Annotated in this window: 15 protein-coding genes; 7 read left to right on the forward strand and 8 right to left on the reverse strand. The window is 63.3% G+C overall.

The window, feature by feature from the left end; all coding sequences use genetic code 11:
* Positions 1–20 precede the first annotated feature (20 nt).
* The 3 genes from ASE36_RS09350 (at position 21) to ASE36_RS09360 (ending at position 2739) form a co-directional block, all read left to right on the forward strand.
* Positions 21–644 (forward strand): LysE family translocator, encoded by a 624-nt coding sequence (locus ASE36_RS09350; RefSeq protein ID WP_062278543.1) that lies wholly within the window; start codon positions 21–23, stop codon positions 642–644.
* A gap of 145 nt (positions 645–789) precedes the next feature.
* Positions 790–2325 (forward strand): DEAD/DEAH box helicase, encoded by a 1536-nt coding sequence (locus ASE36_RS09355; RefSeq protein WP_062278545.1) that lies wholly within the window; start codon positions 790–792, stop codon positions 2323–2325.
* A gap of 6 nt (positions 2326–2331) precedes the next feature.
* On the forward strand, positions 2332–2739 hold the full coding sequence (locus tag ASE36_RS09360; RefSeq protein WP_062278547.1) for an NUDIX domain-containing protein: 408 nt from the start codon (positions 2332–2334) through the stop codon (positions 2737–2739).
* Here the strand turns inward: ASE36_RS09360 and ASE36_RS09365 are convergent.
* Genes ASE36_RS09365 through ASE36_RS09395 form a run of 7 tightly spaced genes read right to left on the reverse strand, consistent with a single transcriptional unit; the run spans position 2727 to position 8478 of the window.
* On the reverse strand, positions 2727–3062 hold the full coding sequence (locus tag ASE36_RS09365; RefSeq protein WP_062278549.1) for a TfoX/Sxy family protein: 336 nt from the start codon (positions 3060–3062) through the stop codon (positions 2727–2729). The two genes, ASE36_RS09360 and ASE36_RS09365, sit on opposite strands and share 13 nt — an antisense overlap.
* A gap of 2 nt (positions 3063–3064) precedes the next feature.
* On the reverse strand, positions 3065–4720 hold the full coding sequence (locus ASE36_RS09370) for an NTP transferase domain-containing protein (protein WP_062278552.1): 1656 nt from the start codon (positions 4718–4720) through the stop codon (positions 3065–3067).
* Complete coding sequence (locus ASE36_RS09375) at positions 4717–5424, reverse strand: XdhC family protein (protein ID WP_062278554.1); 708 nt, start codon at positions 5422–5424, stop codon at positions 4717–4719. Before ASE36_RS09375 ends, ASE36_RS09370 begins: the two co-directional genes overlap by 4 nt.
* Positions 5424–5753 (reverse strand): XdhC family protein, encoded by a 330-nt coding sequence (locus tag ASE36_RS09380; RefSeq protein ID WP_062278557.1) that lies wholly within the window; start codon positions 5751–5753, stop codon positions 5424–5426. The genes ASE36_RS09375 and ASE36_RS09380 overlap by 1 nt, the downstream gene beginning before the upstream one ends.
* Positions 5750–7027 carry a vWA domain-containing protein gene (locus tag ASE36_RS09385; RefSeq protein ID WP_062278559.1) on the reverse strand — a complete coding sequence of 426 codons (1278 nt, stop codon included), beginning with the start codon at positions 7025–7027 and terminating at the stop codon, positions 5750–5752. Before ASE36_RS09385 ends, ASE36_RS09380 begins: the two co-directional genes overlap by 4 nt.
* A gap of 2 nt (positions 7028–7029) precedes the next feature.
* The gene (locus ASE36_RS09390) at positions 7030–7962 is read right to left on the reverse strand and encodes an AAA family ATPase (RefSeq protein ID WP_062278561.1); all 933 of its coding nucleotides are present in this window, start codon (positions 7960–7962) and stop codon (positions 7030–7032) included.
* Between the two features lie 24 nt (positions 7963–7986).
* On the reverse strand, positions 7987–8478 hold the full coding sequence (locus tag ASE36_RS09395) for a flavin reductase (protein WP_244474714.1): 492 nt from the start codon (positions 8476–8478) through the stop codon (positions 7987–7989).
* A 175-nt stretch (positions 8479–8653) separates the two neighbouring features.
* Between ASE36_RS09395 and ASE36_RS09400 the strand changes: the two genes are divergently transcribed.
* On the forward strand, positions 8654–9730 hold the full coding sequence (locus ASE36_RS09400) for a branched-chain amino acid ABC transporter substrate-binding protein (RefSeq protein ID WP_062281182.1): 1077 nt from the start codon (positions 8654–8656) through the stop codon (positions 9728–9730).
* A 6-nt stretch (positions 9731–9736) separates the two neighbouring features.
* Here ASE36_RS09400 and ASE36_RS09405 read toward each other — a convergent pair whose 3' ends face one another.
* The gene (locus ASE36_RS09405; protein WP_062278565.1) at positions 9737–10501 is read right to left on the reverse strand and encodes an SDR family NAD(P)-dependent oxidoreductase; all 765 of its coding nucleotides are present in this window, start codon (positions 10499–10501) and stop codon (positions 9737–9739) included.
* Between the two features lie 210 nt (positions 10502–10711).
* Between ASE36_RS09405 and rpe the strand changes: the two genes are divergently transcribed.
* From rpe to ASE36_RS09420, 3 genes are read left to right on the forward strand one after another with little or no spacing between them, the layout of a single operon-like run.
* Positions 10712–11389, forward strand: coding sequence for a ribulose-phosphate 3-epimerase (rpe, locus tag ASE36_RS09410; RefSeq protein WP_062278567.1), 678 nt, complete (start codon positions 10712–10714; stop codon positions 11387–11389).
* Positions 11386–12105 (forward strand): DUF2259 domain-containing protein, encoded by a 720-nt coding sequence (locus ASE36_RS09415; protein WP_062278569.1) that lies wholly within the window; start codon positions 11386–11388, stop codon positions 12103–12105. The genes rpe and ASE36_RS09415 overlap by 4 nt, the downstream gene beginning before the upstream one ends.
* The gene (locus ASE36_RS09420) at positions 12102–12584 is read left to right on the forward strand and encodes a hypothetical protein (protein ID WP_082510994.1); all 483 of its coding nucleotides are present in this window, start codon (positions 12102–12104) and stop codon (positions 12582–12584) included. Before ASE36_RS09415 ends, ASE36_RS09420 begins: the two co-directional genes overlap by 4 nt.
* Positions 12585–12633: the final 49 nt, after the last annotated feature.

Genomic DNA, 12633 nt, shown 5'->3' on the forward strand with positions numbered 1-12633 from the left:
GGTGAACAGGAAACGATCTCATGGATGCAGCGTCGCTTCTGGCTTTTGCCCTCGCATTCTTCCTTTTCGCAGCAAGTCCCGGCCCAGATAACATGACCATCGTCGCCCGGACGCTGTCCCATGGCCCGGCCTTTGGGCTCGCCTATGGCGCAGGGACGTTGGCCGGCATTCTGATCTATCTCGCACTCGCCGCCTTTGGCCTGTCGCTGATCGCCCAGGAGATGCGACTGTTCATGGTGATCCTGCGTTACGCGGGTGCGGCCTACCTGATCTATGTCGCCTATCGGCTGTGGACCGAGACGCCGGTGATCCCGGAAACGACCCGTGAGGCCGACCGCCGGGGTCTGTCGACCACCTTCCTCACGGCGATTGCGCTCAATCTCGGCAATCCGAAGATGCCTTTGTTTTATCTGGCACTTCTGCCCGGGTTCGTCGGCGCCACTTTTGGCGCACACGACTATATGGCACTGGCCTCAGTGATCGTGCTGGTCGAGATCGTGGTGGTCGGCGGTCATGTCTGGATTGCCGGGCGCGCCCGATCCTTGATGCGCATTCTGGCCGTGGTTCAACGGGTGAACCGGATTGCCGGAACCGCCATCGGCCTTGCCGGCATCCAGATCCTCTGGACGACACGGACGAATTAAACATGCGCTTTAAGCCTTTGTAGGGTTAAATCCGCCTGTTTCCTTGACTTTCAGGCCGTTTCCCACTATTCGCCGCAACCATTCGAGCCCGCATCAAGGGCGACTCATGGATGTTCGCGAGAACAGGAACGGAAACTACTTCCCTTTGACAACTTTTGCTGACCTTGGCCTGAGCCAGAAAGTCCTTTCAGCCGTCACCGACGCCGGCTACACGATCCCCACCCCGATCCAGGCAGGCGCCATCCCGCCAGCCCTGCAGCGGCGGGACATCTGCGGCATCGCACAGACGGGCACCGGCAAGACTGCGTCCTTCGTTCTACCCATGCTGACCTTGCTCGAAAATGGCCGTGCGCGTGCCCGCATGCCGCGCACGCTGATCCTCGAGCCGACCCGCGAATTGGCTGCTCAGGTCGCCGAGAACTTCGAGAAATACGGCAAGAACCACAAGCTGAACGTTGCTCTTTTGATCGGCGGCGTCTCTTTCGAAGAGCAGAACCGCAAGCTGGAGCGTGGCGCAGATGTTTTGATCTGCACCCCCGGCCGTCTTCTCGACCATTGCGAGCGCGGCAAACTGCTGATGACCGGCGTCGAAATTCTGGTTATCGACGAAGCCGACCGCATGCTCGACATGGGCTTCATCCCGGATATCGAACGCATCGCCAAGATGATCCCGTTCACCCGCCAGACCCTGTTCTTCTCGGCCACCATGCCGCCGGAAATTCAGAAACTGGCCGACCGCTTCCTGCAGAACCCGGAACGCGTCGAAGTGGCAAAGCCCTCGTCGACAGCACTCACCGTGACGCAGCGTCTCGTTGCCTGCCACAACAAGGATTACGAGAAGCGCGCCAAGCTGCGCGAGCTGATCGGCACCCAGAGCGAACTGAAAAACGGCATCATCTTCTGCAACCGCAAGAAGGATGTCGCCGACCTGTTCCGTTCGCTGGAACGCCACGGCTTCTCCGTCGGTGCACTGCATGGCGATATGGACCAGCGATCGCGCACGAATATGCTGGCCGGCTTTAAGGACAACCAGATCACGCTTCTGGTCGCCTCCGACGTTGCCGCCCGCGGCCTCGACATCCCTGATGTCAGCCACGTCTTCAATTTCGACGTCCCCATCCATGCGGAAGACTATGTCCACCGCATCGGCCGCACAGGTCGTGCCGGCCGTTCGGGCGCAGCCTTCACTCTGGTGACGCGCAGCGACACCAAATTCCTCGACGCCATCGAAAAGCTGATCGGTCAGAAGATCGAATGGCACGACGGCGACATCTCCGCGCTTCCGACCCCGGCCGAGAGCCATGACGAAAGCCGTGGAAAACGTGGCCGCGACAAGGGTCGCGAGCGGCGCGGCGGTCACAAATCGGATACGCGCAGCGAGTATACCAAACCGGTAGAGGAAGAAGTTGTGGAAGCAGCAGTGAAGGTTGAGGCGGTAAAAGTGGCAGAACCGATGAAGGCAGAGCCGGTGGCAAACGACCGCCGCGCAGACGATCGTCGGGGCGACAAGCGCCAGGGCAACAATCCGCGCAACAACCGCAGCAGCCAGGCACCGGCGAACGACGACAATCGCGACCGTCGCCGCAACCGCTATCATGACCACGACGACGGTCCGACCCCCGTCGGCTTCGGCGACGACATCCCCGCTTTCATGCTTGTCGTGGCCGCTGCCAAGGCCTGAGTGGTCATGGGCGCACCCGGCATCGATTTTCCCGGCCTCGGCGTCGGTCTTGCCATCCTTCGGGATGGCAAGTTGCTTTTGTGCAGGCGCATGAAAGCCCCGGAAGTCGGCCACTGGAACATCGTCGGTGGCAAGGTCGACCATATGGAACCGACCGCAGATGCGGCGAAACGTGAAGCCGAAGAAGAGACGGGCCTGACGATCGGCCCGATCACCTATGTCGGTGTAACTGAGCAGATTATTCCGGCCGATGGCCAGCACTGGGTGTCACTGCTCTATAAGGCCACCGAAACCAAGGGCGAACCGCAGCTGACCGAACCGGACAAACTGTCGGAGATCGGCTTCTTCGCTCTCGACGATCTGCCCCAGCCTCTGTCGGTCTTCACCCGCGCCGTTCTTCCCTATTTGCGCTGATCAGCGCTGGTGATCCGGACGGCTGCTTCGAACGCAAGCCGCGCCCATTTCGCCATAAGCTCAGGATCGTCATAGGCTTCATCCGGCACGGTCCAATAGGGCATGGCAACGGGCTTGCCGCCTTTGCCCTCATAGACCCAGCGCTTTGCGCCGGCAGCCTCCAGGAGCGGCGCACTTTCGCCGTCTCCCTTCAGCATGATCTCGTCATAGAGTTCGAGCGCGAAGATGATGCCGTGGTGATAGATGCCCTTGCCGCCGAACATGCGCCGGATACTGACCGGCCCGACCGCTTCGAACATTTCTTCGATCGCTGCATTGTCCATTGTCAGTCCCTCAAAGTGCCACCGGCGGCGATAACGGCTTCCGGAGTATCGACATCAAGCCGGGCGGCGGCCCCGATCTCGACATCGATCACGGGAATGCCAGCACTCTCGATCACCGCACGCGCGCCAATATCCCCTTCCAACGCCTTCAGAGCTTCGAAGGTATGCGCGGGCAGGATCACAGGATTGCCGCGTTGCCCGTCAGCGACCGCACGGATGATGGCCGGCGGTTCCGTGTTGCGCAAGGTCTCCGCGAGATGCCGGATGTCAGCGGTCGCAACACCGGGCATGTCTGCGAGCAGCACCATGATCGCCGGCAAGCCTGAAGCCTCGGCCGCCAGAAGCCCGGCGCGCAAGGAGCTCGCCATCCCGGTTTGGTAAGCCGGATTGTCGACGCGTTCGACGCCAAGACCTTCCAAGGATCGAGCAATCTCCTCGGCCCTGTGACCGGTGACGACGAAAACCGGACCGCAATCAGCCTCAACCGCCTGGCGCACCACCCGCCGCACCAGCGCCTCGCCTTCGAAGGTCGCCAGAAGCTTGTGCGGGCCACCCTCGCCCATCCGGCTGGCACGGCCCGCTGCCAGCACAACGATACCGAGATCAGGGCGTTTCGTCTCGGCTCCAGCGGCGGCGGCAGCGAGGCGCGGCAGCGGCCGGCTCGGGATTTCCATCAACAGGCCTCCCACACCCCAACCTGCCATGTCGTCAGAGGACGGCGGCAGGCCGGCCAAGATACCGTTCAGCACCCAGTCGAAACCATTGTCCTTGGGCGATCGTGCGCAGCCCGGCGCCCCGATGACAGGCACCTCGCCGATATGGCCGAGCACCAGCAGATTGCCGGGGTCAACGGGAAGGCCGACCCGCTCCACAATGCCGCCCGCGAGCCGGATCGCCTGAGGGATGACGTCCTCGGGATCGCAGACGGCGGATGCGCCAAAGATGACGAGGAGCGGCGGTAGGCCGTGCGTAGCGCCGGCCTTCTCGGCGAGAGCGGCCCTCAGCGCTTCCGCAACAGCCGCAGCCTCATGGCGCACGCGACGCTCATCGACGAGCAGGCTTCCCGAGCGCTCCAGCCGTGCGTCCAGCACCCGCACCGTCTTGTCCATCACCGAGCGCTTGAGCGATGGCAGCTCCGTTGCCAAAAGATGCACGGCGTGCGGTCGATAGGGACTGACAGAAAACGCTTCGCCCGTTTGAAGCGCTTTGATTGCCGCTTCCAGACTGGCAGCGGAAACTGCAAGAGGAATGATCTTGATCGTCGCCACAAGATCGCCGGTCCGCACGTCACTGCGATCGGCGAGACAGGCGAGTGTGATGGCGGGGTCGACCCGGTTGAACCGATCGACCGCAGCCTTGTCCGCGACGAACAAACCGTTGGCGGCGGCATAGAAGTTGACGCGGCCTGTCGCGGCCGGCCCCTGTTCCAGCCCCGTCCCCTTGATCGCCGCAGCCAGGAGGGCCGCTGCCTCGTCCTCTGTGCGATCGCCTTCCTCCAGTCTGCGCACGATCACCCGCTCCACCCCTTCGTCGCGCAATCGCTCCAGATCGCCGGCACTCAGCCGGCGTCCCTTGGCGAGTTTTCCGGAAGCGAGCGGGATGGAATGGGCAAGAATGGCCCCCAGCGCTTCGTCGAGCGGCAGCGGCCCGAAGCTCATGCGGTAGGCTCCAGATGATCGCTAAGCGGGCGACGGCGCAGCGCCTGGATGATGTCTGCAAGCGTCGCGACGGCGATCTCGGCTGGCGTTGCGGCGCCGATATCGAGGCCGATGGGCGCAGAGATGCGGTCGGTCTCTGCGGGGTCGAAACCTTCAACCGCAAGGCGCTCCAGGCGTTTCGCATGGGTCTTGCGGCTGCCAAGCGCCCCTATGTAGAAGCAGCCTGCCTTGAGCGCCGCGATGATGCCGGGATCGTCGATCTTAGGATCATGGGTGACGGCAACGAGCGCCGTGAACCGGTCGAGCGGCTGCTCGGCCAGAGCATCCTGGGGCCATTCGGCCACGAGATCGACATTTGCGAACCGCTCCGGCGTGGCAAAGGCGGTGCGCGGATCGATGACTTGCACGGAATACCCGGCCAATGCCGCCATCGGCGCGAGCGCCTGGCTGATATGCACCGCACCGATCACCACGATACGCGGCGGCGGTAGATGCGCATTGAGAAACCACGAACGCTCATCGACTGTCACGAGGCCCGACTTGCCGGACCGCAAGCGCTGAGCAATCTCCTCCGACAAGGGTCCCTCCACCGGACCGCCCTCGACCACCAGACGGCTCGGACCGCCGCCAAGATCGGTGATGACGACTGCGGCCCGTCGGGCCTGCCGCGCCGCATTCAGCGCCTTGAGCAGTGCGATTTCCATCACCCGAGCCTTTCGACATAGACCCGGATGCGCCCGCCGCAGGACAAGCCCACACGCCAGGCGGTCTCATCCGCCACCCCGAATTCCAGCATGCGGGGAACCCCGTTCTCCAGCACCTCAAGCGCTTCGGTAATAACCGACCCCTCTACGCAGCCACCCGACACCGACCCTTCGAAATTGCCGTCCGCATCGATGACCAGGTGGCTTCCGACAGGGCGCGGCGCCGAACCCCAGGTCTCGACGACGGTAGCAATGGCGACGCTGCGCCCCTCCGCCTGCCAGCCCTCCGCCAGCACCAGCGGGTCGCGCATGGCTGTCTCCTGGCTCATGGTTTCATCCTTCCTGTGGTGGCGAGACGCCCGGCTTCCATCAGACGACGCGGATCGCAATCGCGGTCCAAGGGCGCCGACAGCGATTTCACGAGATCGCTCAGCGCATTCAGATTGTGCACCGATCGCAATTCGTCAACATGCGGCAGCATCGCCCGCACGCCGCGCGCTCGCGCCTCGAAGCCGGCAAAGCGCAAGAGCGGGTTCAGCCAGACCAGCCGCCGACAGGACCGGTGCAGCCGGTCCGTCTCGGTCGCCAGCAACTCGACGTCGTCGCGCTCCAGCCCATCAGTGATCAAAAGCACGATCGCGCCCTGCCCCAGCACCCGACGCCCCCATTGGCGGTTGAACTGGCGAAGGGTCTCGCCGATGCGCGTGCCGCCAGACCAGTCGGCCACGGCTTCGCTGCATTGGGCAATCGCCTGATCCGGATCGCGGTGGCGCAACTGCCGGGTGACATTGGTGAGCCGCGTGCCGAACAGGAAAGTGTGCACACGCCGACGTTTTTCGGTGAGCACATGCAGGAAATGCAGAAAGATGCGGGTGTACTGGCTCATGGAGCCGGAGATGTCGGCGAGCACCACGAGTGGCGGCGGCTGTTCGCGGTAGCTGCGAAAGCGCGGCAGCATCAGGTCACCGCCAGACCGCAGCGACTGACGCATCGTGGCGCGCGCATCGAACATCCGCCCTTGAGTGGAGGGCCGAAAGCGACGGGTCCGGACCGCATCGTCTGGCATCACAAGCCGTTCGATCGCCCGTCGGGCCTCGGCAAGTTCGGTTCCCGTCATCTGGCCGAAGTCGAGACGGCGAAAGACTTCCTGGCCTGAGACGGTGAGCCGCGCATCGATCTCCACGTCCGGCTCATCACGCGGCGGCGGTTGCCGACCCTTCTCGGCAAACAGAGCATCGCTCACCCGCGCGCCGCCGGCCTTCGGCTTCTGTCGCTCGCCGATCGCCGCCACCGGCGACATCAGCGCAATCATCTTGCCGATCAGATCGCGCGAGCGCCAGAAGATGGAAAAAGCCTCGTCGAACACCGGCTGGTCCTCGTGGCGTTTGACGAAGATCGCCGAGAGAGCGGCATGAAACTCGATGCGCGAGCCGATGCCGATCGCATCGACCGCCGCGATGGCGTCGATCACGGCGCCCGGCCCGGGCTTCAGGCCTGCCTTGCGAAGCACGCGGGCGAAATGCACGATGTTGTCGGCGAGCTTGCCGTCACCCGCGCGAGGGGGCGGGACGACGATGCCGTCTGGAGCCGTCCCGACTTCCATTTTCACACCGCCGCCGCGAGCAGGTCTGCCTTCACCTCGGACAGAAGCTTTTCGCCTTCGCTGCCCTGAATGCGGGCAATGTCTTCCTGATATTTCAACAGCGTACCGAGCGTATCGGCGATTGTCTCCGGGTCGAGTGCCAGCCTGTCTAACTCGGTGAGCGCCGTTGCCCAGTCGATGGTCTCGGCAATACCGGGATTCTTGAAGAGATCGATGGTGCGCAGCTTCTGCACATAGGCGACGATCTGGCGTGAGAGCTGCTCATTGCAGCCCGGCACCTTGCGCCTGATAATCGCCAGTTCCTCGGCAGCGGCCGGGTAGTCGACCCAGTGATAAAGACAGCGCCGCTTCAGGGCGTCGTGCACCTCGCGCGTCCGGTTGGAGGTAACGATGACGATCGGTGGCTCCGCCGCCTTGACCGTCCCGAATTCGGGAATGGTGACCTGGAAATCCGAGAGCACTTCGAGCAGGAAGGCCTCGAAAGCCTCGTCGGTGCGGTCAAGCTCGTCGATCAGGAAGACTGGAGCGCGACCGCCTTCAGCGTCCAGCGCCTGCAGGACTGGGCGGCGGATCAGGTAGCGTTCGGAAAAGATGTCGCTCTCGAGCCGCGAGCGATCGGAGAGCCCGCTCGCTTCCGCCATTCGGATTTCGAGCATCTGCGCCGGATAGTTCCACTCATAGACCGCAGAAGCGACGTCGAGGCCCTCGTAGCATTGCAGGCGAATGAGCGGTCGATCAAGCGCCTTGGCCAGCACCTTGGCGACCTCGGTCTTGCCGACGCCGGCCTCGCCTTCGAGAAACAGCGGCCGCTTCATCCGGAGTGCAAGAAACAGCACCGTGGCGAGTGGCCGACCGGCCAGATAATCCTCCTCCGCAAGCAGATCGATGACAGCATCGATCGTCTGCGGCAGTCCCGATTCCGAGCTTTCTGCCATGTCTCCTCCTCTTGTGGGAAAAGCTTACAGCGTGCGAAAGCCCCGGTCCAGATAGATGAGCGCCGGCTGTTTCGGACCGATCTGGATGGCCAGCACCTCGCCGAAGAGCACGGTGTGCGTCGCCGTCACCTTGCGATCCACCACACGGCAGTCGAAGGCTGCAAGCGCATCTTCGAGCACGGGCGCCCCGGTCTGGAGGCTCCGCCAGCTGCCGAGCGCAAAACGCTCTTCCGAGGACAGCTTGCCAAAGCCGGCAAAGGCACCGGCGAGCGTCTCGTGGTGAGCGGCAAGGGAATTCAGCGCGAAAAAGCCACTTTCGAACAGCACGTCATTGCTGGGATTGCCGTTGTTCAGGCAGACGAGCACGGTCGGCGGATTGTCGGAGACGGAGCAGGCGGCGGTGATCGTTACGCCGCGCCGCACGCCCTGATGCTTGGATGTCACCACCTGCACATGGCCGGCATAATGGCTCATCGCTTCGCGATAGGAGGCCGGATCCAGACCTTCAAGATTCAAATGCTGTTCCCCCTGCATGCTGTTCCCTCTTCGAAGGCGAATATGGGCGCCAAGCCTTACCTTTTCCACAACAGCGCGTGGTTTTTCCTAAAAGCGGTTAAACCGGGCGGAAAGCCAGCATTTCCAAATGCCTAAGCTTTCGGCTAGGATAGGCGGGAACAACATGGATCCGCCGATGAAACGACTTCTGCTGACCGGCGTCATGGCCGCCTTCGCCTGCATGCCAGCTCTTGCCGAGCCCTTGACGCTGGCTGTCGTTGCACCGAAATCGGGCCTTTTCGACGTGCTGGGAGAGCAGGTGCGCCAGGGCGCGCATCTCGCGGCGGACAGGCTATCGATCTCGCTTGTCGACGTCGAGGAAAGCTGCACGGAAGGCAGCGGTCCGAAGATTGCCGAAGAGATCCGCAAAGCCGGCGCCAAGGCGGCGATCGGTTTCCTGTGCAGCGAAAGCCTGGTCGGTGGACTTCAGCCGTTGGCGGAGGCCGGCATCCCGGCCATCACCCTCTCCGTGCGCTGGAAGGGCCTGATGGAAGATGCCGGCAAGGAAGGCTGGCCCTTCTTCCGGCTGGCACCCGACAGCGACGCCGAGGCAAAGAAGCTCTCCGAAATCATTTTGCGCGACTGGGCGGGCGATGCCGTGGCCCTGCTGGACGACGGCACCATCCGGGGCCGGGAACTGGCGGATGCCATCCGTGGCAGCCTTGAGGAAAGCGGCCTCAAGCCCGTTTTCACCGACACCTTCCGCCCGGGCCAGGAACAGCAGATCGCAATCGTCCGGCGACTGCAGAAGGCGGGCGCAACGCGCGTCTTCATCGGGGGCGATCGCAATGATGTCGCCGTCATCGCCCGCGACGCGATAGCGGAAAAGTTGCCGCTCACCATTCTCGGCGGCGATGCCATGCGCGCTGCCAATGAACCGGTTCCCCTCGAAGACGGCGTGCTTGCCGTTGGCCTCGACGAGACGCCGCAAGGACCGTCGGCCGAAGCACTGACTGCCGAATTGGCCGAAAAGAGGATCGTGGCCGAAGGCTACGTGCTGCCGGCGCATGCCGCCGTCACCATCCTTGCCGATGCCGCGGGCATCTCTTCGGCCATGGGCACGCCGCTGCCGGATGCGCTTATTGGTACGCCCTTCGAGACGGCGATCGGGACCATCACCTTCGGCGATGATCACGAGTTGAGTGAAAACCCTTACCGTCTGCTCGAATGGAAGGGCGACGCCTTCGTCGCCGTCCCGGAAAAGACGCAGTAACAGCGATCAGTCCCGATACGGCCAGAAGGCCTGCGTGAAGACACCGCCGTCGACCCAAATGGTCTGGCCGGTGACGAACGACGCCTGTTCGGAGCACAAGAACAGAACCGGCCCCGCAATATCCTCCGGCGTACCAACGCGGCGAAGCGGGGTCACGTCACCCCATGTCTTGGCGTAATCGGGTGCTTCGGCCTGTGTGCGGGCCGTTTCGATGGCGCCCGGTGCGATGCAGTTGACGCGGATGCGCTGCGGACCGAGCTCGACGGCCGACACCTTGGTCAGTTGTTCGATCCCGCCCTTCGAGGCCGTGTAGTCGACGAGCTTCGGGAAGGCGAGCTTGTTGCAGCCGGAGCCGAGATTGACGATGGAGCCGCCCTTTCCGGCCGCCACCATGCGCCGGGCCACGCGCTGGGTGTTGAGAAAGGTACCCTTGAGATTGGTGCTGATCACGGCATCCCAGCGCTCTTCCGTGAGCTCCAGCAGCGAGGCCCAGGTCTGGATGCCGGCATTGTTCACAAGCACATCCGGCGCCTGCCCGGCCCAGGCAATCACCTCGTCGAGGAAGGCCTCGATAGCAGTGCTACCCGCCACTTCGCATTCGCGGCCAATCGCCCTGCCGCCAAGGGCGGCCGCGTCGGCCTCGACCGCAGTCGCAGCTTCCGGCTGACCGAGATGAGTGAAGGCAACGTGATAGCCGGCCTTGACGAAAGACGAGACGAGATGCCGCCCGATGCCCGAACTGCCGCCGGTGATGATTGCGAATTTGGCCATATCGTCCTCCCAGACTTAAAGCTTGCTGTCGGGTCAGAGGGATGGACGCCGAAAAGCGAGCCGTCAAGCGCCGATGCGTCTCATCCCAAGGCATGGTTGCCGCATGGCATCGCCGGTGCTATGCGGACCGGAAATGACTGCCATGATCCCGCATGGACCCGGCACCGGATCGCGCCGACGTCATGCGGCTGCGCTGCCGAGGAACACGCCATGACACGCCCCCTGCTGATTTCGCCCTCCATTCTCGCCGCCGACTTCTCGCGTCTCGGCCAGGAAGTTTCCGATGTCGTCGAGGCCGGTGCCGAATGGGTGCATCTCGACGTCATGGACGGGCACTTCGTGCCGAACATTTCCTTCGGTCCGGCCATCATCAAGGCACTGCGCCCCTATACCAAGGCCGTCTTCGACTGCCATCTGATGATCGCGCCTGCCGATCCCTACCTTGCCGCCTTCGCTGATGCCGGCTGCGATATCATCACCGTTCATGCCGAAGCCGGCCCGCACCTGCACCGTTCGCTCCAGACCATCCGCGCGCTGGGCAAAAAGGCGGGAGTGTCACTCAACCCGGCAACGCCACTCTCGGCAATCGAGCATGTGATGGATGATCTCGACCTGATCCTGATCATGAGCGTCAATCCGGGCTTCGGCGGCCAGAAATACATCCCCGCCATGACCGACAAGATCGCCAAGGCGCATGCCCTGATCGGCAACCGCCCGATCGATCTGGAAGTGGATGGCGGCGTGACGGCCGACAATGCCGCCGAGATCGCCAAGGCCGGCGCCAATGCACTGGTCGCGGGTTCGGCGATCTTTAGGGGCAAGGGCGTCGACGACTACCGGCGGACCGTGACGGCCCTGCGCAAGGCTGCCGAAGGAGGCCGCGGGTGAAGTCAGCGCTCCTTGCCATCATCAGTGTGCTCATGACGGCCCTTGCCGCGAGCGCTGGCGATGTGGCAGAGATGCGGCCGCTTGGCTATTCCCCCGACGGGCGGTTCTTTGCCTTCGAGCAGTTTGGCGAACAGGATGGATCCGGCTTCCCCTATGCCGAAATTCAGGTGATCGACACCGAGACGGACACCTATGTAGAGGGAACGCCGATCGAGGTCATGATCCGCCGGGAAGAGGCCTCGATCGGCGAGGCGCGGCGGCAAAGTCTTAGCCAGGCGAAGGCGCTGCTTGAGGTCAGAAAGATCGGTGACGACCCCGGACATCTCGTCGCCTTCGCCCCGATCGGCGAACTGACGGAAAAGCTTCACGATCTGCGCTACCAAGCCTTCCCCAGTTTCTATGTCTCTGATGGCATCTACCGGCTGTCTCTGCAGGAGTTTGACGCCAAGGGCAGCGACCTCTGCCACAGCATGGATGTCAACGTCCGCGGGTTCGCACTCTCGCATGCCGAGGATGCCAAACCCGACGCAAAACGAGAGGTCTACCGGGACAAAAGTGTGCCGAAGAGCCGCAACTGCCCGCAAGCCTATGCGATCGGCGGCGTTGTCACGCCTGGTCTCGGCTCTAAAGCCCCGCACATGGTCATGGTCCAGGTCGTCTCGCTCGGCTTCGAAGGCAGCAATCTTCGTTGGCTTGCCGTTCCGGTGAAGCCTTGACCCGGCGCCTTCGGCTCCCGTCGCTTCCGCTGTGGAGCTTCGGTGCGCTGGCCTGGGGCCTCGCCATGGCCTTGTGTTTCCTTCTCTCCATCCATCTCTTCGGGCGGGCAAGCGGCAGCCATGACATGGCGCTGATGGCTATCTATAGTGCGGGCGGTATCCTTGGCTGGCTGGTGGCACTGCCGCTGGTGTACTTAAGCGGTGATGGCAGACGGGCGCCAAAAGTTTTTGCGGCCTGGTTCCTCCTGCTCGGGCTTGCCACGATTGCGGCCACGGCCGGTCTGTTCGCGCTGCAATACCGGCTGTTCTACGCCCATTGGCATGCGCCCTTCCCTTCGCGCATCTGGGCCTTCCAGTTTGTCTTTACAGCGGCTTCGGCACTCTACCAGTTCGCTGTTCTCGGTCTCAGGCACTTCCTGCCCACAGCCTTCCTGATTTTGCTGGTGCTTGCCATCCTCATGGCCCGCCGCAGCCGTTGAGCTTGCCGCCCCACTTTGCTAAGGGGGGCCAGAAATTCCGTTCCAACGA

The sequence above is a fragment of the Rhizobium sp. Root274 genome, assembly GCF_001429245.1.
Lineage (GTDB): Bacteria > Pseudomonadota > Alphaproteobacteria > Rhizobiales > Rhizobiaceae > Allorhizobium.